The sequence below is a fragment of the Streptomyces sp. AP-93 genome, from assembly GCF_022808175.1.
GTDB lineage: Bacteria > Actinomycetota > Actinomycetes > Streptomycetales > Streptomycetaceae > Streptomyces.
This window is the reverse complement of record NZ_JALGBX010000005.1, coordinates 115,114-132,944: the sequence shown is the minus strand read 5'-3', so window position 1 is coordinate 132,944 and position 17,831 is coordinate 115,114. Positions and strand designations below refer to the sequence as shown.

Sequence of the window (17,831 nt, the reverse complement as noted above, 5' to 3'; positions counted from 1 at the left end):
GCCCGACGCCTCGGTCCGCTCCCCCAGCGGCGTCGGCCCACCCCCCGCTCGCCCATCCCCCGCTCGCCCGGTCGTCGCGGATCGTGCGGGCCGTGCGGATCGCGGAGGACGCGGGGTGCGTGAAGGCCGCGCAGGCCGCGCAGGCCGCGTAGCCGACGGGGGCTCCTGGGGCGGAAGGGCACGCGAGGGCTGGGGGGACGGCTCGGGTTGGGGGGACACGGACGCTCCTCTTCCAGTGCGGTGTGACATGGCGCAGTGCGGGACGGAAAACCGGGGAAGGCGTGGGAGAAAGGCGGCGGACGAGACGCCCTCCCGCGGGGGATCCGAGGGGGGCGGCGCGCGAAACGGCCGGGCGATGCGACGGGGACAGGGTTGAGCGGTGGTCAAATTCCCTGTTGCCGCGATGCATCGTGCGGTGGCGGCCCCGCACTGTCAACGGCCATCCGGAGCCGTTCACTTCGCGCCCCGGAGGGAATCCGGCCATCCGAACGGCAGCCCGGCCACGCCGTCGGCGCGCCCCTGTCGGGGCCATGGCCTGCGGCGTTGCGGCGGGACGACCCGCCTCCGGCCCACCAGTCGGCGTCGCTCAGCCGCTCGCGCTCATGCCGCATGGGTATGAGTTGTCACCAGTCCGGCATGAACACCTTTGCGGAGTCTGACGGTTGTTCACCCGACGCGGTCTTACAGGTACACCCTTGCCCGGTTACCTTCCGGTCATGACCCCCACCCTCGCCCAGCTCCGCTACCTCGTCGCCGTCGCCGACTGCCGTTCCATCACCGGCGCGGCGGCCTCCGTATTCGTCGCCCAGTCCGCCCTGTCGCGGGCCGTCCAAGCCATGGAGCGCGACTTGGGCGTCGAACTCCTCGCCCGCCGGGGAAGGGGGGTGGACCTCACACCGGAAGGGGCCCGGGTCGTCCGGCTGGCCCGGACCGTGCTCGACGCGGTGGAGGCGATCGACGACATCGGCACGCCCCACGGACTGGGCGCCAGGGCCGCCCTGTCCGTGGTCACCACCCCCACGCTGGCCCTCGATCTGGCCTCCGAGCTGGTGCATGCCTTCACCGAGCGGCACCCCGGCCTCGACGTCAGACTCCACCAGTACGACAGCCGAGAGGCCGTGGTCCAGGAACTCACCCAGGGCCGGGCCGAGTTGGCACTCGTGGATCTCCCCCTCGACGGAGAACTCTCCACCCATTTCATCCAGGAGCGCGAGGTGGTGCTCATCTCCCCCGTCGGGTCCGCGCTGCCCGACCCGTTACCGTTCCGCGCACTCGACGGGCTGCCGATGGTGCTGCCCACCCCCGGGACGGGCCGGCGCACCGAGATGGAGGCCATGTTCAGCTGCCTGGGCGTGCGCCCGGTGCCCTGCCTGGAGGTGGACGAGCGCCTCGGCTGGGTGACCGGGGTGACCGACGGCCGCGGCTCCCTCATCTGGTACCGCGACGTGGTCGCCAGGGCCTTCGGCAGCAGGGCGGAGATACGTTCCTTCACCCCGCCCCTGCTGCGCCCGGTGGGCATCGCGCACGCCCGCCGGCCGCTGAGCCGGGCCGCCCGCGCCTTCATCGCGCACGCCCGGCACAAGGCACCCGTACGCGAGCCCTCCCGGTGACCGCGCGGGCCGCGCCTCCCGGGGCGGCGGGCCGTGCGTCCCGGCGGGCCGACCGGAGGGCCCCTCCCTGCGGCCGGACATGCCCGCCCGGCATTGAACGATGCTCGAACGGAGGGCGATTGCCCCTGGCGCCGTCACCTGACACCCCCTCACATGGTGGGCATGTCCCGACTACTCCTCACGCCCCCGCGGGTCGCCGCCCTCGCCACCGCGGCCCTCGCCATGGTCCTGCCGGCCGCGGCCTGGCTGACCGGACCCGCCGCCGGGCCGGCCAACGCATCCACCCTCACGCCTGCGTCCGCACCCCTGTCCGCCGTCGCCGGCGCCGCCGGCACCGCCGCCGCCGCTCCCGAGCGCCGGTGCACCCTCCCCGGAGGCATGGCCGAGATCAGCGGTCTCGCCATGAGCCGGAAGCACCCCGGCGTCTTCTACGCCGTCAACGACAGCGGGAACACCAACCAGGTCTTCGCCATCGACTGCAGCGGCGCCACCGGCCTGCTCAAGGCCACGTACACGGTCTCCGGGGTCGGCAACACCGACTGGGAGGGGCTGGCCATCGGCAAGGACTCCTCGGGCCGCCCCGCGATCCTGGTCGGCGACATCGGCGACAACTTCGGCAGCCGCGCCGAGATCACCGTGCACTCCTTCGCCGAGCCGGACCAGCTCGCCAACGCCTCGGTGACGCCCGTGACGTACCGGTTCGCCTACGCCGACGGCAAACACGACGCGGAATCCCTGCTCGCCGATCCCGTCACCGGGCGGATCCACATCGCGAGCAAACTCATCGGAGCGGCAGGCCAGTTGTACCAGGCTCCGCTGCCGCCGGTACCGGGGCAGCTGGGCACCCTGACCGCCGTCCGGCCGGGCCCGGTCTTCGCCACCGACGGCGCGTTCTCCCCCTCGGGAGCCTCCTACACCCTGCGCAGCGGCGGACCGATGGGGGCCAACACCGCCTCGGTGTACGACACCGCGGGCACCAAGCTCGCGGACGTGGCCCTGCCCGCCCAGTCGCAGGGCGAGACGGTGACGTACCTCGACTGCACCAGCCTGCTGGTCGGCTCGGAGAACGACACCCAGATCTGGCGCGTCCCGCTGCCCCCGGAGGCCACCCCGGGCTGCGGCACCACACCGACGCCGACGCCCACCCCGACGCCGACTCCCACCCCGACTCCCACGCCGACGCCCACTCCCACCCCGACGCCGACCTCGGCCGACCTGAAGCTGGCCAACCCCGGCCCGCAGAGCTGCAAGTTCAACCAGAACTGCACCATCCAGCTCACCACCACGGGCGGAAAGCCCCCCGTCCGCTACACCGCCACCGGACTCCCCTGGGGCCTGACCCTCGACGCCGCCACCGGCCGCATCACCGGAAAGCCCTGGGCCACCGGAACCATCCAGATCACCGCCACCGCCACCGACACCACCCCAGCCACCGCCACCACCACCTTCCCCCTCACCCTCACCTGGTTCTAAAGGAGACACCCGGAGGCCGGGGCCTCCAAGGGCGCCATCACGGGGCGGACCCCGGCCTGACCGGGATCCGCCCCTCGCCGTGTCAGCCCAGCACCGCTCCCAGCCCCGCTCCCGACGCCGCCTCCCGGTCGGCGACGACGAGGTCGGGGTGCCCCGGGTTCCCGCGCAGCCTGCGCTCTTCCGCCGTCGGCCCATCCGGGACAGGGGCTGAAAGTCCCTTCCCGCATGACCGTAGGGCCCGATCCGGGCGATGTCGTCACACAGTGAACTCATGTGAGGGAAAGCCCTGTTGAGGAGCGCGGCCGTAAAGGCACAAAGGTCGCTCCATTCGGGACTTTCGGCTTCCTTTGCCTTCCGTTGACCTCGTCAAGACTGGGGGGACCTCGGACCGAAGACGTTCCGGGTTCGGCAACGCGATGCAGGGAGAACTCATCGTGGATTACGGAAAGACGGCGCCGGCCGTACTCGAAGGCGTCGGCGGCGAATCGAACGTGGAGTCCCTGGGGCACTGCGCCACCCGTTTGCGGTTCGTCCTCAAGGACGCGTCGAAGGCCGACAGAGCGGCCGTCGAGGCGGCCCCCGGCGTCATCACGGTCGTCGAGAGCGGCGGCCAGTTCCAGGTGGTCATCGGCAACGACGTGGCCAAGGCCTACGCCGGGATCACCAGGATCTCCGGGCTCGGAGCCGACCGGGCGCCGGCGAAGGGCGGCAAGGCGTCGCGGTCCGGCTCCGCGGGTTCGGTTCCGCGCGGCAATCCGCTGACGCGGCTGGTCGACGTCATCTCCAGCATCTTCACTCCGTTCCTGTGGACGCTGGCCGGTGCGGGCCTGCTCAAGGCGACGATCGTGCTGGTCACCAAGCTCGGTCTGGTCGCCGAGACCTCGCAGGAATTCACCGTCCTGAACGCGGCCGGCGACGGCGTGTTCTTCTTCCTGCCGGTGCTGCTGGCGGTGACTGCGGCGAAGCGCTTCGGGTCCAACCAGTGGACCGCCATGGCCATCGCGGGATCGCTGGTCTACCCCGCGATCGGCGCTCTGAACGAGGCCGGCGACCCGGTCTCCTTCTTCGGCATCCCGATGGTGATGGTCGCCTACGCCTCCTCCGTCATCCCGGTCATCCTCGCCGTGTACGTCCAGAGCTTCGTGGAACGCGGCCTCGACAAGGCGTTGCCGTCCAGCATCCGCAACTTCATCACGCCGATGCTGACGATCGCCGTCATGGTCCCGCTGACCCTGCTCACCATCGGCCCTGCCTCGGACTGGGCCGGCCAGGGAGCCTCCAGCCTGATCGGCTGGCTGTTCGGTCTCAGCCCGGCCGTCGCCGGAGCCGTCCTCGGCGGCACCTGGCAGATCATGGTCGTCTTCGGAATCCACTGGGGCCTCGTCCCGATGATGGCCAACGACCTGGCCGTCCAGGGGCACTCCCTCCTCTACGGCCCGCTGGTCGCCGCTTCCGCCGCGCAGGGCGCAGCCGTCCTGGCGGTCATGCTCCGTACCCGCAGCAAGAGCCTGAAGAAGCTCGCCGGTCCGGCCGCCGTCAGCAGCTTCCTCGCCGGCATCACCGAGCCCGCGGTCTACGGCGTCAACCTGCGTCTGAAGAAGCCCTTCGTCTACGCCTGCATCGCCGGCGCGGTCGGCGGCGGCATCGCCTCGGCGGGCGGCTCGGCCTCGACCGCGTACATCATGCCGGGCCTGCTGTCCCTCTCCGCCTACCTGGAGGTCGGCAGCTTCGCCCTCCAGCTGATCGGTGTCGGCGTCGCCGTCGCCCTGTCCTTCGGCCTCACCATGGCCCTGGGCTTCAAGGACATCCCGGAGGACACTGCCGAAGCCGCCGAAGCCCCCGAAGTCCCCGAAACCGGTGCGGCCGGTGCGGACTCCGCCGACGGCGCCGCCTCGGAACGGCCCGCCGGCGAGGCCTTCGAGGTCGCCACCCCCGTCGAGGGCAGGGTCCTCGCCCTGGCCGACGTACCGGACCCGGTGTTCGCCTCCGGCACCCTCGGTGACGGCGCGGCCGTCGCCCCGACCTCCGGCGAGGTCCACTCCCCCATCGACGGCACGGTCGTCAGCGTCCTGCCGCACGCCTACGGGCTCCGCTCCCCCGAGGGCGTGGAGGTCCTCGTCCACATCGGCATCGACACGGTGCGGCTCGGCGGGGAGCACTTCACCACCGCCGTCCGGCAGGGCGACCACGTCCGGATCGGCGACCCGCTCGGCGAAGTCGACCTGGCCGCCGTCGAAGCGGCCGGCTACGACACCACCACGATGGTGATCATCCTCGATACGGCCGGCACGGGCGTCGTACGGACCACCGGGCACGCCGAAGTCGAGCACAGCACGGTGCTCCTGTCCCTCGGCCCGGAGCGCGAACTCACCCCGGTGGGCTGACGTCCCGCCCGGCGCGCCCCGCCCGCCCCGCGCGCCCCCGCCCCGCGCGCCCCCGCCCGGCGCGCCACCCCGCACACAGCACACAGCACACAGCACACAGCACACCGGCGCCCAGCGCCCCGCGCCCTGATCCACGTACCCCCGAAGGAGATCCGCACATGGACCACAAGACCCCCGCCGCCTTCCGCCCCGACTTCCTGTGGGGCGCCGCGACCTCCGCCTACCAGGTGGAAGGCGCCTGGGACACCGACGGCAAGGGCCCGTCCGTCCAGGACACCCGCGGCTACCCCCAGGGCACCACCGACTTCAAGGTCGCCGCGGACCACTACCACCGCTTCGAGGAGGACGTGAAGCTCTTCTCCGAGCTGGGCCTGGAGGCCTACCGCCTGTCCATCGCCTGGACCCGGATCGTCCCGGACGGCGACGGCGCGGTGAACCCGGACGGCATCGCCTTCTACCACCGCCTCTTCGACGCCCTCCTCGCGCACGGCATCGAACCGGTCGTCACCGTCTACCACTTCGACCTGCCGCAGGCCCTCCAGGGCAAGGGCGGCTGGACCTCCCGCTCGACCATCGACGCCTTCGCCCGCTACTGCGAGGTGCTGTTCGAGGAGTACGGCAGCAAGGTCACGCACTGGCTGACCATCAACGAGCAGAACATGATGATCCTGCACGGCGCCGCCATCGGCACCAGTGCCACCACCTCCGACGACCCGAAGCGCGAGCTCTACCAGCAGAACCACCACATGATGGTGGCCCAGGCCCGCGTGACGAAGATGTGCCACGACATGCTTCCGGCCGCCAAGATCGGCCCGGCGCCGAACATCTCCGTCGTCTACCCGGCCACCAGCAAGCCCGAGGACGTCCTCGCCGCCTCCGACTACAACGCCATCCGCAACTGGCTGTACCTGGACATGGCCGCGTACGGCACCTACAACCCGACCGCCTGGGCCTGGATGACCGAGCGCGGCATCGCCCCCGAGATCGCCGACGGCGACCTGGAGGTCCTGGCGGCCGGGCGCGCCGACTACCTGGCGCTGAACTACTACACGACCGCCACCGTCGCCGCGCCCCTGGACGACGGCGCCGTCACCTACGAGGGCGGCGACCAGCAGCTCGCGGTCGGCGAGAGCGGCGTCTTCCGCGCCGTGAGCAACCCCTACCTGGCCACCACCGAGTTCGGGTGGGAGATCGACCCCGTCGGCTTCCGCACCACCCTGCGCGACGTCTACGACCGCTACCGGCTGCCGGTCATGGTCACCGAGAACGGGCTGGGCGGCTTCGACACCGTCGAGGAGGGCGAGATCCACGACGACTACCGGATCGCCTACCTCTCCGAGCACATCGCCCAGATGCGCCTCGCGGTCGCGGACGGGGTGGACGTCATCGGCTACCACCCCTGGTCGGCCATGGACCTGATCTCCACCCACCAGGGCGTATCGAAGCGTTACGGCTTCATCTACGTCGACCGCGACGAGTTCGACCTCAAGGAGCTCCGCCGCATCCGCAAGGACAGCTTCTTCTGGTACCAGCAGCTGATCAAGGGCAACGGCTCACTCTGATCCCGTGCGCCCCGGGCCGCCGACCGTCCGCCCACCCGGCGGACGCCGGCGGCCCCGCCGCGTTCCACCCGACCCCCACCCCGTACGACCGGTCCCCCCGCAGCCCCACCCCCACCCCTGCCCCCGCCCACGCCCCCACCCCCACACAGGAGACCCGTCCATGACCCGCTTCCCCTACCAGTTGATCGCCACCGACCTCGACGGCACCCTCGTGCGCAGCGACCACACCGTCTCCCCGCGCACGACGGCCGCCCTCGCCGCCGCCGTATCGGCCGGGGCCCGGCACGTGGTGGTGACCGGACGGGTAGCCCAGTGGACCAAGCCCACCCTGGCCGAGATCGGCTACCGGGGCCTCGCCGTCTGCGGTCAGGGCGGCCAGCTCTACGACGCCGGGCGCGACGCCCTCGTCTCGTCGGTCTCCCTCGACCGGGAGCTGGCGGCGCACGTGGTGGCCCGCGTGGAGGCCCGTACCGGTCCGCTGTCGGTGGCGGTGATGCCGGTGGAGCTGGCCGATCCGATCCTCGTGGGCCCCGGGTTCCCGCTCCCGCCGATGGCCTCGACCGGGATCGAGCAGGTCGGTGACACCGCCCGGCTCTGGGACCGGCCGATCGGGAAGGTCCAGATCCAGCACCCCCACCTCACGGACGACGAGCTCACCGAGGCCGCCCGCGAGGCGGTGGGCGATCTCGTCACCGTGGTCATGGCCGGTCCGACCTGCGTCGAGCTGCTCCCCCTCGGCCTGTCGAAGGCGACCGGTCTGGCCCTGGCGGCGGAGGCGCTGGGCACGACGGCGGAAGGCACCATCGCGTTCGGTGACATGCCCAACGACATCCCCATGTTCGCCTGGGCGGGCCATTCGGTCGCCATGGCCAACGCCCACGACAGCCTCAAGGCGGTCGCCGACGAGATCACCGCCGGCAACGACGAGGACGGCGTGGCGGCGGTCCTGGAGCGCCACCTCCTCCCGCTCACCGCACCCCTCGTCCGGCAATAGCCGGACCGTCGGCACCTACCAGGGCTCCAGGGCCCTGCCGCACCAGCGCAGCCGACGGCCGGCGAGCGGCTGTGCGGCTCGCCCGGGTGTTGCGGGCCGAAGCGGGCGCCGCGTACGAGAACATCGCCCTGTGGCACGAACGGCACCTGGCGCACTCCTCGGTGGATCTGTGGACCGGATCGTCCTGGAGGCCTTCCCCGAGCTCGGCAAGGAGCCGCACCAGCATGTGGACGTGTGAACAGGTCATCGGCGGCGCCCTCGACGTGGAGGAGGCGGCCGCCCTGTACCGGGCGTCCACCCTCGCCGAACGCCGCCCCGTGGAGGACAGCGGGCGCTTCACCCGGATGCTCGCCGGTGCCAACCTGGTCATCGTCGCCCGCGACGAGGACGGCCGACTCATCGGGATCTCCCGCTCGATCACCGACGGCGCGTACTCCACGTACCTCAGCGACCTCGCCGTCGACTCCGCCTACCAGGGCAAGGGCGTCGGCAAGGACCTCATCCGTGCCACCCGGGATGCCGCGCCACAGGCCCAGCTGATCTGCTGGCGGCCCCGGCGGCCGTGAACTACTACCCGCACATCGGGTTCACCGCGCACCACTCGGCCTGGACGATGGACGGTCCGGCCAACCGGGCCTGAGCCGGACCGCGCCGGCGCGCCCCGAGGCCCAGGGCCCCGGGGTACGCGGTTTCACCCCGTGTGCGCGGCGGGCAGCGAGGGCGCGGTGGGAGCGGGCGGGGCGAGGACGGAGTCCCAGCGGCGAAGGGCGGAGCGCCGCTGGACCACCGACAGGGCCGCGATCCCCGCACCGAGGGCCAGCCAGCCCACGGGCCCGGCCGTCATCACCACCCCGGTCAGGAGCAGGGGGCCGGCGGACTTCTGGACGGACTGGGCCATGCCCGCCACTCCCAGGTACGGCGCCCGCGCTTCCTCGGGGGCGAGCGAGACCGCCAGCTCCCAGGAACTCACCGACCGCAGCAGTTCCGCCCCGGTGACCAGGACCGACGCGGCGAGGAGTACCACCGTCGCGGCGACGGCCCCGGCGCCGGCGGTGAGGGCCAGGAGGGTGCAGCACGCGAGCATCGTCAGCCCGTACACCGAGACCGCCGCCGCGGCCCGGCGGGGTTCCTCGAACCTGGCCGAGACGCGGAGCTGGAGTACGACCACCAGCACGGTGTTGACGACGAGGAAGGCCGGGACCAGGGCGTGCGGCGCGTCGGTGTGGACCACCAGCCAGAGCGGCAGGCCCACGGCCAGGACCGAGTCGTCGAGGTTCATCGGGATGTCGAGCAGGACGAAGCGCAGGTAGCCGCGGTCCCGCCACGGGCTCGGCGCCCCCGCCCGGCCGGTCGCCGCACCCCCCGTGCCCGCCGCCACGCGCCCCTCGGCTCGCGGTTCCCGGGTCCGCCAGACCAGCGCGGCGGCCGCGAGGAACGACAGCGCGTTGCCCAGGATCAGCGTCTGGTACGCCTCCGGGGCCCCGACCGCGAAACCGGCGGCGGCGATCCCCGCGCCCACCGCGTAACCGGCGTTCGCCGTACTGCGCGACAGTGCCTGATAGGTGCCGCGCCGCTCACCCGCCACCCGCGTGGCGAAGAGCATCTCGAGCGCCTTGGCCGCCCGGTCGCCGAGGCAGGTGACCGCGACCAGGGTCAGCAAGGCGTCGAAGCGGGTGACCACGAGCAGTGCGCCGAGGGTTCCGAGGCGCAGCAGGTGACAGCCGATCAGCAGGGACCGCACCGGGAAGCGGGCCGCCAGGTGCCCCGCCAGGGGCGATCCGGCGATGCCCGCCACGGCCGCGACGCCCAGCAGGAGGCCGATCCGGCCGGCGTCCAGGCCCATGAGGAGGGTGAAGTAGAGGACCGAGGAGGCGGCCCACACGCCCGTGCCGGTGCGGTCGATGAGCTGGGCGAGCAGCATGATCCGGGCGTCCCGGCCTCCGGGCGGCCGCCGCAACTGCGCCACCAGCCCGGGCCGTCGCTCCCTCTCCCGCCCCATACCGCGCCGCCGCATCCCATACCCTCCGGACCTCCGCGAAAGTATCTCGATATCGAGATACCAGCGGAAGCCTGCCGGAGATTAATCTTGACGTCAAGATACTTCCGGGTGCGGGTACGGGTGGTGCGGGTGGTGCGGGTGCGGCCCTGACCACAGGCGGCGCCCGACTTCCTACGGCCTCACGGCGAAGGCCGCGATCAGCAGGGCCGTCCCCACGGCCAGCCAACTGGTGCAGTCGCCCACCCGGCCGGAGTACAGCCTGCGCAGCGGGAGCACCACCGTGCGGGTCACCGCCACCGCGGCCCCGCGCAGGGCGTGCGCGGAGCGGCCCTTCACCGCCGGTCCCCACAGCGCGGCCCCGGCCTGGGCCACCGCCAGGCCGGCCGAGAGGATCCCGGCGGCCAGCAGCACGGAGGTGACGGTCTGTCGCGGGTCCACGTCAGGTCCGCCCGCCGTGGCCCTGCACGTCGCCGTGAGCGCCCTCGTGAATGTCCTCGTGAACGTCCTCGTGGGGGCCGAGGAGGCGGGTGAAGACGAGGATGCCGACCGGGGCGAGCGCGGCGAGGACGAGGACCAGGTCCGCGTAGGAGCTGCGTCCGAACGCGACGGACAGCATCAGCAGCACGGTGACGACGGTGCCCGCCAGGTTGAGGCCCGCCGGCCGCGCGGGTACCGGACCGCGGCACAAGGCCCACACGCAGGGCGGCAGGCCCAGGACCAGCAGCACGGCCGAGGCGGCGGACCAGGCGTTCAACGGCGTTCCCCGCCGGTCAGGACCGCCTCCAGAGCGTGCGTTCACCGGGCAGGACGTGGACCCGTACGGTGCGTCCGCGGCCGGAACCGGTGACGTAGAGGCCGGGTGTGGCGGAGAGCAGACCACAGGCCCAGGCGGGTCCCGTTCCCGGGCGGAACTCGACGGTGTGGAAGCGGCCGCGGACGCGGTGGCCGCGCAGGGTGCGCACCGTGCAGGCGGCGAGCCGGCCAGTGCAGGAGTGCCGCGGCCAGGTGCGCGCCCCGGCCGGTCCGGGCCCCGGAGGCGAGCCGGACGGCGCGGGCGGCGACCGCGGCCACGGCTCCGGTGACGGCGGCCAGAGCGAGTTCGGGCCAGGAGAGGGTGTCGATGAAGACCACCTGGAGCACGACGGCGAGCGCCCCACCACGCTCCGGCCTCGGCGGCGCCGCTCCACGGAAAGCGACGGCCGGTGCGGGGGCTTGCCACGGCGCCGTCCTCCCTCCGTCGGTCCGGTCCTCGTGCCGGTCCGGTCCCTGTGCCGGTCCGGTCCCTCTGTGCGTCCGTCCCGTCCGGCGTCGGACGGACGGTGGTCCGGCGGCCAGGTATGCCCCTTCCCGCATCGCGGAAGGCGGTGCGCGCCGCCCGCCGCGGCGGGCCCGCGCCCTCTTCACCGGACTGGGCTACCTGCCACCGCATTCCGGCACCGGATCGGGGCAGAAGAAGCCTGCGAGATGGGAGAACATCATGATCGCGCTTGGCATCGTCCTGTTGATCGTCGGCTACCTCCTCGGCATTTCGATCCTGTGGACGTTGGGGATCATCCTCGTCGTCATCGGGGTCGTCCTGTGGGTGCTCGGCTCCGTCGGGCACGCTGTCGGAGGGCGGCGGCACTATTGGTAGCGCGGTAGCGCGATAGCGCGGACGCGCACGGACGCTCCCCGGGAGACGGTTCCATGATCCAGATGTCCATACCGCTGATCCCCGCGGATGACGGCGTCCTGCTGATCCCCGCCGATCACGTCACCGGCCTCCTGCGCTGCCTCGCGGCCGACTGGCTGGAATCGGAGCACACCGGAGAGATGCGCGGCGACGAGCAGACGGTCCGCGACCTGGCGGGCGTACTGACCGAACTCGCCGATCAGATCGACGTCGAATGCATCGGGTTCACTTCGGCCGCTCCACGTCCGTAGGACGGCGGCCGTGCAGAAGGCCCGGCAGGAGAGGGGCTTCGCGATGGACGGCCCTGAGCTCTCTCGTCAGGAGCTGATGATCCTCAAGGACATGGAGCAGGACCTGTGTGCCGACCGGCTCCTGGACCGCAGACTTCGTACGCTGCGACGCGGCGTCAGACCCTGGACCTCTCCCGGCAGCTGGAGCCGCCGCCACCGGGCCGGCCTGTACACGGGGGTCCTCGGCGTCGCCTGCGCGATCCTGCTCGTCTACGCCGTCGCCACGTCCTCACCCCCACTGATCTGGGCCTTCGCCGCCGTCTGGGTGTTCACCCTCATCCGGCTCATCCGGCTCGCCATCGGCTGGTGCCGCACGCACGACATCGGCCCGTGACGCCGTTCCCCGCGCAAGGCCCTGCCGCCTCAGCCAACTGGATGCGGGCAATTCGCTACAAATTGCAGGCTGCCATCCCCTGACGCATGGTGGCAGCAGTACCCCCACAGGAAGGAAGAACCAGTCATGGGCAAGGCAAAGGGCAAGGCGAAGCAGGCCAAGGGAAAGCTCAAGGAGAACCTCGGCAGTGCGATGGACGACCAGCGCATGCAGGCGGAGGGAAGCACCGAGCGGATGGCCGGCAAGGCCGAGGAAATGGCCTCTGATGCCGCGGACAAGATGAAGAAGGCCAAGGGACAGCGCTGAGGATGCCGCACGAGCACGGCGCGCACGATCCTGCCGGGCCGCCTCCCCGTGCCACGGAGGCGGCTGTGGTCCGTCTGACGGGTGAGATGGACATCAGCCGGGTCGACGAGGTGCGCGCCCTGCTGCTCGAAGCGGTGACCCGGGTGGGCGGCCCCGCCGACATCGTCGTCGACCTCAGCGGTCTCACCTTCTGCGATTCCGCCGGACTGAACCTGCTGCTCCGGGCCCGCCTGCAGGCCGTGGAGTCCGGCCACAGCTTGCGCCTGGCCGCGCCCAGCGCCCAGATGCTGCGGCTGCTGGAGATCACCGGCTCCCTCCCCCTCTTCCCCATCGACACCGTCCAGCCCGGGTTTGGCGACCCCTGAGGGGGTAGGCGCGAAACGTATCCGGTGTCGAGAGCCGATCCACCGGTGGAAGGGGGTGCGCGATGCCCTCGGCCGACGAAGGCCGCTTCGCGGTCGACGTGCGGCCCCTCGACGGGGCCACCGTTCTGACCTTGGCCGGAGAGCTCGACCACGACACCGCGGAGCCCTTGCGCGCGGCCCTCGAAGCCGCCCGGGCAAGTGGCGGCCGACGCCTGCTGGTGGATGTCAGCGGGCTGGCGTTCTGTGATTCCACGGGACTGAACGTGTTGCTGCGCAACCGGCTCGCGGCCCGGGAAACGGGTGGCAGCCTCGAACTGATCGGCCTGCGCCGGCCGGTCGCACGCATGTTCCACATCACCGGCGCCGACGGGCTCTTCCCGCAGCACCCCGATGTGGAGGCGGCTCTGTCGAGTCACCAGCGCACGTAGCGGAGGAGCACCGATGAGCGAGCGCCGGTCACCGGAGTGGACCCGGCGTCTGCTGTTGCACGGCACCACGGATGTCGTCGGCCGCTGCCGCGATTTCACCCGCCGGGCCCTCACCGAGTGGCAGTGGCTGCCGGAAGCCGGCAACGGCAGCGGCAGCGGCCTCGCGTACGGGAACGGCGGCGGGAACTCCGGCGAGCACGAGACCGCCGAAGCCGCGGACGACGTGCTGCTCCTGGTGTCCGAAGTGGTGGCCAACGCCTGCATGCACGCGGGCGGGCCGAATTCGCTGCTGTTGCGCTACACCGCCGAGCGGCTGCGCATCGAGGTCACGGACCCCAGTCCGGTCGTACCGGTCTACCGGTTCCCGACCGATCCGGCCCGGCCCGGCGGCCACGGGCTCCTCATCGTGAAGCGGCTGGCCCTCGCGTGGGGGGCGGACCGGGTCGACGGCGGGAAGTGCGTCTGGGTGGAGGTCGCCACTCCGCCGGCCCTACGGGAGAACGGGGAGGCGCCCTCCCGGCAGCCCGGCTGGTCTACCCACCCGGCCTGACCGCGTGGCCCGCGCCCTCCGGAGCCGCATGATCCCCGTCCTCGTCCTCGTCCTGCTCGTCCTCCAGCATCCCGGTCCGCAGCCTGGTCATGATGCGGCTCAGCAGTCGTGAGACGTGCATCTGGGAGAGGCCGAGGCGGTCTCCGATCTCGGACTGGTTCAGCTCCTGACCGAAGCGCAGCGAGAGGATGAGCCGATCGCGGTCACTGAGCGTGGCGAGCAGCGGCTTCAGCGTCTCCAGGCACTCGATGCGGTCGTACGCCGCTTCCTCCTCCCCCAGCGGCCACCCCCGGGTGCTGCCGTCCGCCTCGGGTCCCACCGGGGCGTCCAGGGATCCCGCCAGGTAGCCGTTGGCCGCCCGACGGCCTTCGTCCAGCGCCTCCGTGGTGATGCCGAGGTGCTCGGCCAGCTCCAGGTCGGTCGGGTGCCGGCCCAGGCTCTGTTCGAGGGAGTCGTGCGTCTTGGCGATGTCGAGGCGGAGTTCCTGGAGGCGCCGCGGGACCTTCACGGACCAGCTGGTGTCGCGGAAGAACCGCTTCATCTCGCCGGTGATGGTGGGAATGGCGAACGTGGTGAATTCCACCCCCCGCTCGACGTCGTACCGGTTGATGGCCTTGATCAGGCCCACCGTGCCGACCTGGATGATGTCCTCCAGCGGCTCGGAGCGGTTGCGGAACCGGCGCGCCGCGTATTTCACGAGGCTGAGGTTGAGCTCGACGAGCGTGTTGCGCACGTACGAGTATTCCGGCGTCCCTTCGCTCAGCTCCTTCAGCCGCCGGAAGAGAGCGACGGACAGGGTCCGCGCCTCGCCGGTGCTGACCGCGAGCGGATCCTCCGGGACCTCGGGCGTCCCGGTGCGGAGGTCGATGCGGAACGGATCCGTGGTGTCGCTGGAAACGGGTGCCATGAGCTTCCTCCGACGGGTTGGTGGGCACCGGCCGGCCCTGAGCGGGGCGGCGGGAACCGTCGTGGTCTTCCCGAGGAGATATACCCACACGGGGGAAGACTGACCCCCTTTTTTTACGGAACATCCCCGTCCGGTACATCCCCGTCCGGGACGCGGATGTCCGGGACGTGGACGTCCAGGACGCAGATGTCGTCGCGGTGGGCCGTGCACAGCGCGACGAGCGTGCGCGCGAGGGTTTCGCCGTGGCCCTCCCGGAGGAGTCGCACCGCCGTCTCCGCGAGGCGGTCGAGGCCGGTCCCGATGTCCTCACCCGGCTCCTCCACTAGCCCGTCGGTGTAGAAGAGCAGGTGGTCGCCGGGCAGCAGGTTGAGGGCGGCCTGCTCGTAGGAGGCTGCGAAGGTCGCCCCCAGAAGGGTGCCCTGGGGCTGCTCCAGGAACTCCGCCCGGTCGCCGCGGATCAGCAGCGGCGGCAAGTGGCCCGCCCGTACCCAGACCAGCCGCCGGTCCCAGGGCTGGTAGCGGGCCATGACCATGGTGGCGGTGGCACTGCCCGACGGGTCCGAACCGGTGTGCAGCAGCAGGGTGTTGAGCCGGCGCAGGACGTCGGGCAGGGGTGACCCGGTGACCGTCATGCCCTTGGCGGTGAACCGGAGCTGGGCCATGGTGCCGACGGCGGCCAGCCCGTGGCCGGCCACGTCCCCGACGACGAACAGGGCGCTCTCGTCGGGGAGTCCGATGGCGCTGTACCAGTCGCCGCCGACGTTGATCCCGCTGTCCGCGGGGACGTAGGCCACGTCGATGCACAGGCCTGCCAGCTCCAGGGACTGTTGGGGGATGGGCAGCAGGGTGTCCTGGAGGCGTGCGGCGAGCGCCCGTTCGGCCTGGAGCATGCCCCGCTGGAGGAGGACGGCCCGCTCGCTGTCGCGCAAGGCGACTTCGATGTCGTGCTGTGCGGTCACGTCCTGGAAGAAACCGTGCACCTCGACGGGTGTGCCGTCGGCGTCCGTCTGGGCCTCGGCGACGATCCGCAGGTGCCGGACTCCGTGCCCGGTGGTGATCCGGAACGGCTGGTCGACGGCCTCCCCCTCGCTCAGCAGCCGCTCGACGGCGGCACCCAGCTGGTGGAGGTCGTCGGGGACCACGTGGCTCGGCAGTTCCTCCAGGGGCATCGGCCCCCGGCCCGGTTCGCGGTCGAAGATCGCATAGACCTGCTCGGACCAGGTGACGGTGTCGGTGACCAGGTTCCAGCCCGCCCAGCCGAGGTTGCCGAGGCGCTGCATGTCGGCCAGCCGGCGGGTCTCGCGCTGGCTGGTGTCATGGCAGATCCAGGACACGACCAGGTGGTCTCCGAGCCTGGACGCCCGGACCGAGTAGACGGACTGCCGGGGGACACCGGCGGCCACTTCCTCGTAGGTGAAGGGTTCCCCCTCGTACCTGGTGCCGGTGGTGAGCGTCTCGAGGTACCCCTCCCAGAGGGGGGTGCCCGCCACCGTGGGGTACGTCTCCAGGAGCCGGCGGCCCACGAGCTCCTTGCCACGCCGGCCGGCCACGTCCACGGACTCGGGCGCCGCCGCGTCGATGCGGTAGTCCTCCACCTCACCCGACTCCGAGCGCAGGGGGGTGAGCAGGGTCGCGGGTCCGGCCATGGTGTCCAGGATCAGCTGGACGGCCTCCGCGTAGCCGCCGCCGGCCGCTCCCACGGACTCCGCGTCGCGGGCCCGTTCCGGCGCCCCCAGCGGCCCCGCGCACAGGCGGGTGGCCTGGCGCAGCAACGCCCGGGTGCCGGCGGCGAAGGGGCCCGGCCGTGTCCGCAGGAACCCGATGGCCGCCCTCGGCTGCCCGTCGCCGGGCACGGGGACCCAGGCGCGCGCCGGCCACCGCTCCGGCGGGTCCCCGATCAGCAGATAACGCCGGGCGTCCTGTTCGACGTCCTCCAGCCACAGGGCACGGCGGCCGGCGACCGCTTCGAGGGCGGCGACCCCGCTCAGCGGGGGAACGTGGCGCCATTGCTCGGCCAGTGCCTCGTCGATTCCGGCGCTCCCGGTCAGGTCCAGGCTCCCGGCGGCGGCCACCGTGTAGATCATCACCGCGTCGACGTCGGTGGCCGCGCCGAGCACGGTCACCAGCAGCTCGGCGATGTCGTCGCCGCCGTGCGCCGCGGCCAGGCCGTCGGCGACCCGCGCCAGCAGGCCGTTCAGTTCGCCGTCGTCATGGTGACCGGCGAGATAGCGGCGACGGCTGAACGCCGAGGTGCTCGGCTCCTTCCTCGGGCCTGCGGTCGAGGCCGTGGGCAGGGAGATCCGCGCGGTCCCCGCGGTCCTCCGCGACTGGCGCACGCGGACCTGTCCCAGCGTGATCCAGCACTCCTCCAGGACGGTGCGGCCGCGCCGGCCGGCCCGTTCGAGGAGCAACTCGTACGCCGCGTCGGCGGAGACCCCCACCTGGGCCATGAGTACGCCCTTGGCCCGCTCGACCACGGCCGTGGTCGCGGCGACGCCTTCCAGGTCGACGACCTCCGACCGGAGTCTGGCCACGACCCTGGCGAGCGCCACCACCTCGGGTGCGGCGCCCTCACCCGCGGGTGCGGCATCGCCCTTCACTCCTTGAGCATGCCACGCCCGCCCCCCGCCCGCCCAGGTGCCGTCCGGCGTCACTCATCGCGCGGACTCACCCACCGCGTCCCCTTCCGGCCCGGCTTTCCGCCCGGCTCTCCGCCCGGCTCTCCGAGCTGCTGCGGACGGTCCAGGCGGCTGGCCTCGTCCGTGTCGGCCGCGGGCGTGGTCCCGTCGTCGCGGCGGCCGGCGTGCGCCCTGTCGTTGCTGCCGCCGGCGTGCTTCCGCCGGTCGTGCTTCCCCCCGCCCTCCAGCGGCACTCCTCCCGCGCCACCCTGCTCGTCCATGGCCGTCCTCCTCGCTCGAGCTCGACGGGAGCCCGCGGGCCGCGGCAGCCCCGCACGG

20 protein-coding genes are annotated in these 17,831 nt (G+C 72.2%); 13 read left to right on the top strand and 7 right to left on the bottom strand.

What is annotated here, in order from left to right; translation table 11 throughout:
- Positions 1–716 precede the first annotated feature (716 nt).
- From MTF69_RS10445 to MTF69_RS10420, 6 genes are all read left to right on the top strand, one after another.
- A complete protein-coding gene (locus MTF69_RS10445; protein ID WP_243332883.1) occupies positions 717–1,610 on the top strand; it encodes a LysR family transcriptional regulator in 894 nt (297 codons plus the stop codon).
- A gap of 162 nt (positions 1,611–1,772) precedes the next feature.
- Positions 1,773–3,083, top strand: coding sequence for a putative Ig domain-containing protein (locus MTF69_RS10440; protein WP_279345595.1), 1,311 nt, complete (start codon positions 1,773–1,775; stop codon positions 3,081–3,083).
- A 434-nt stretch (positions 3,084–3,517) separates the two neighbouring features.
- Positions 3,518–5,467, top strand: a complete 1,950-nt coding sequence (locus MTF69_RS10435) for a beta-glucoside-specific PTS transporter subunit IIABC (protein ID WP_243332881.1) — start codon at positions 3,518–3,520, stop codon at positions 5,465–5,467.
- A 158-nt stretch (positions 5,468–5,625) separates the two neighbouring features.
- Positions 5,626–7,029 carry a glycoside hydrolase family 1 protein gene (locus MTF69_RS10430; protein ID WP_243332879.1) on the top strand — a complete coding sequence of 468 codons (1,404 nt, stop codon included), beginning with the start codon at positions 5,626–5,628 and terminating at the stop codon, positions 7,027–7,029.
- A 160-nt stretch (positions 7,030–7,189) separates the two neighbouring features.
- The gene (locus MTF69_RS10425; protein WP_243332877.1) at positions 7,190–8,023 is read left to right on the top strand and encodes an HAD family hydrolase; all 834 of its coding nucleotides are present in this window, start codon (positions 7,190–7,192) and stop codon (positions 8,021–8,023) included.
- 224 nt (positions 8,024–8,247) lie between these two features.
- Complete coding sequence (locus tag MTF69_RS10420) at positions 8,248–8,589, top strand: GNAT family N-acetyltransferase (RefSeq protein WP_243332876.1); 342 nt, start codon at positions 8,248–8,250, stop codon at positions 8,587–8,589.
- Between the two features lie 125 nt (positions 8,590–8,714).
- Here the strand turns inward: MTF69_RS10420 and MTF69_RS10415 are convergent, their stop codons facing one another.
- The 4 genes from MTF69_RS10415 to MTF69_RS10400 all read right to left on the bottom strand — a co-directional run bounded on the left by MTF69_RS10415 (position 8,715) and on the right by MTF69_RS10400 (position 10,984).
- Positions 8,715–10,037, bottom strand: a complete 1,323-nt coding sequence (locus MTF69_RS10415; protein ID WP_243332874.1) for an MFS transporter — start codon at positions 10,035–10,037, stop codon at positions 8,715–8,717.
- A gap of 156 nt (positions 10,038–10,193) precedes the next feature.
- Positions 10,194–10,460 (bottom strand): hypothetical protein, encoded by a 267-nt coding sequence (locus tag MTF69_RS10410; RefSeq protein ID WP_243332871.1) that lies wholly within the window; start codon positions 10,458–10,460, stop codon positions 10,194–10,196.
- A 1-nt stretch (position 10,461) separates the two neighbouring features.
- Positions 10,462–10,776 carry a monovalent cation/H+ antiporter complex subunit F gene (locus tag MTF69_RS10405; RefSeq protein WP_243332869.1) on the bottom strand — a complete coding sequence of 105 codons (315 nt, stop codon included), beginning with the start codon at positions 10,774–10,776 and terminating at the stop codon, positions 10,462–10,464.
- Positions 10,777–10,792: 16 nt separating this feature from the next.
- Positions 10,793–10,984: a hypothetical protein gene (locus tag MTF69_RS10400; protein ID WP_243332867.1), complete on the bottom strand. Its 192-nt coding sequence runs from the start codon at positions 10,982–10,984 to the stop codon at positions 10,793–10,795.
- 515 nt (positions 10,985–11,499) lie between these two features.
- Here MTF69_RS10400 and MTF69_RS10395 point away from each other — a divergent pair.
- The 7 genes from MTF69_RS10395 to MTF69_RS10365 all read left to right on the top strand — a co-directional run bounded on the left by MTF69_RS10395 (position 11,500) and on the right by MTF69_RS10365 (position 13,967).
- Positions 11,500–11,655, top strand: coding sequence for a DUF6131 family protein (locus tag MTF69_RS10395; RefSeq protein WP_243332865.1), 156 nt, complete (start codon positions 11,500–11,502; stop codon positions 11,653–11,655).
- Positions 11,656–11,708: 53 nt separating this feature from the next.
- Positions 11,709–11,945 (top strand): DUF6213 family protein, encoded by a 237-nt coding sequence (locus MTF69_RS10390; protein ID WP_243332863.1) that lies wholly within the window; start codon positions 11,709–11,711, stop codon positions 11,943–11,945.
- A 43-nt stretch (positions 11,946–11,988) separates the two neighbouring features.
- Positions 11,989–12,318 carry a hypothetical protein gene (locus tag MTF69_RS10385; RefSeq protein ID WP_243332862.1) on the top strand — a complete coding sequence of 110 codons (330 nt, stop codon included), beginning with the start codon at positions 11,989–11,991 and terminating at the stop codon, positions 12,316–12,318.
- A 126-nt stretch (positions 12,319–12,444) separates the two neighbouring features.
- Complete coding sequence (locus MTF69_RS10380; RefSeq protein ID WP_243332860.1) at positions 12,445–12,624, top strand: CsbD family protein; 180 nt, start codon at positions 12,445–12,447, stop codon at positions 12,622–12,624.
- Positions 12,625–12,689: 65 nt separating this feature from the next.
- Positions 12,690–12,989 carry an STAS domain-containing protein gene (locus tag MTF69_RS10375; RefSeq protein ID WP_243332858.1) on the top strand — a complete coding sequence of 100 codons (300 nt, stop codon included), beginning with the start codon at positions 12,690–12,692 and terminating at the stop codon, positions 12,987–12,989.
- A gap of 62 nt (positions 12,990–13,051) precedes the next feature.
- Positions 13,052–13,417 (top strand): STAS domain-containing protein, encoded by a 366-nt coding sequence (locus MTF69_RS10370; RefSeq protein ID WP_243332856.1) that lies wholly within the window; start codon positions 13,052–13,054, stop codon positions 13,415–13,417.
- Between the two features lie 13 nt (positions 13,418–13,430).
- The gene (locus MTF69_RS10365) at positions 13,431–13,967 is read left to right on the top strand and encodes an ATP-binding protein (protein ID WP_243332854.1); all 537 of its coding nucleotides are present in this window, start codon (positions 13,431–13,433) and stop codon (positions 13,965–13,967) included.
- Here MTF69_RS10365 and MTF69_RS10360 read toward each other — a convergent pair.
- The 3 genes from MTF69_RS10360 to MTF69_RS10350 all read right to left on the bottom strand — a co-directional run bounded on the left by MTF69_RS10360 (position 13,951) and on the right by MTF69_RS10350 (position 17,773).
- A complete protein-coding gene (locus tag MTF69_RS10360; RefSeq protein WP_243332852.1) occupies positions 13,951–14,874 on the bottom strand; it encodes a SigB/SigF/SigG family RNA polymerase sigma factor in 924 nt (307 codons plus the stop codon). The two genes, MTF69_RS10365 and MTF69_RS10360, sit on opposite strands and share 17 nt — an antisense overlap.
- Positions 14,875–14,987: 113 nt before the next feature.
- Positions 14,988–17,474 carry a SpoIIE family protein phosphatase gene (locus MTF69_RS10355; protein WP_243332850.1) on the bottom strand — a complete coding sequence of 829 codons (2,487 nt, stop codon included), beginning with the start codon at positions 17,472–17,474 and terminating at the stop codon, positions 14,988–14,990.
- Between the two features lie 50 nt (positions 17,475–17,524).
- The gene (locus MTF69_RS10350) at positions 17,525–17,773 is read right to left on the bottom strand and encodes a hypothetical protein (RefSeq protein WP_243332848.1); all 249 of its coding nucleotides are present in this window, start codon (positions 17,771–17,773) and stop codon (positions 17,525–17,527) included.
- Between the last annotated feature and the right edge of the window lie 58 nt (positions 17,774–17,831).

Coding starts and splice junctions, on each gene's coding strand:
- MTF69_RS10445 (WP_243332883.1), top strand. CDS start 717: ATGACCCCCACCCTCGCCCAGCTCCGCTACCTCGTCGCCGTCGCCGAC.
- MTF69_RS10440 (WP_279345595.1), top strand. CDS start 1,773: ATGTCCCGACTACTCCTCACGCCCCCGCGGGTCGCCGCCCTCGCCACC.
- MTF69_RS10430 (WP_243332879.1), top strand. CDS start 5,626: ATGGACCACAAGACCCCCGCCGCCTTCCGCCCCGACTTCCTGTGGGGC.
- MTF69_RS10425 (WP_243332877.1), top strand. CDS start 7,190: ATGACCCGCTTCCCCTACCAGTTGATCGCCACCGACCTCGACGGCACC.
- MTF69_RS10420 (WP_243332876.1), top strand. CDS start 8,248: ATGTGGACGTGTGAACAGGTCATCGGCGGCGCCCTCGACGTGGAGGAG.
- MTF69_RS10415 (WP_243332874.1), bottom strand. CDS start 10,037: ATGCGGCGGCGCGGTATGGGGCGGGAGAGGGAGCGACGGCCCGGGCTG.
- MTF69_RS10395 (WP_243332865.1), top strand. CDS start 11,500: ATGATCGCGCTTGGCATCGTCCTGTTGATCGTCGGCTACCTCCTCGGC.
- MTF69_RS10390 (WP_243332863.1), top strand. CDS start 11,709: ATGATCCAGATGTCCATACCGCTGATCCCCGCGGATGACGGCGTCCTG.
- MTF69_RS10385 (WP_243332862.1), top strand. CDS start 11,989: ATGGACGGCCCTGAGCTCTCTCGTCAGGAGCTGATGATCCTCAAGGAC.
- MTF69_RS10380 (WP_243332860.1), top strand. CDS start 12,445: ATGGGCAAGGCAAAGGGCAAGGCGAAGCAGGCCAAGGGAAAGCTCAAG.
- MTF69_RS10370 (WP_243332856.1), top strand. CDS start 13,052: ATGCCCTCGGCCGACGAAGGCCGCTTCGCGGTCGACGTGCGGCCCCTC.
- MTF69_RS10365 (WP_243332854.1), top strand. CDS start 13,431: ATGAGCGAGCGCCGGTCACCGGAGTGGACCCGGCGTCTGCTGTTGCAC.
- MTF69_RS10360 (WP_243332852.1), bottom strand. CDS start 14,874: ATGGCACCCGTTTCCAGCGACACCACGGATCCGTTCCGCATCGACCTC.
- MTF69_RS10350 (WP_243332848.1), bottom strand. CDS start 17,773: ATGGACGAGCAGGGTGGCGCGGGAGGAGTGCCGCTGGAGGGCGGGGGG.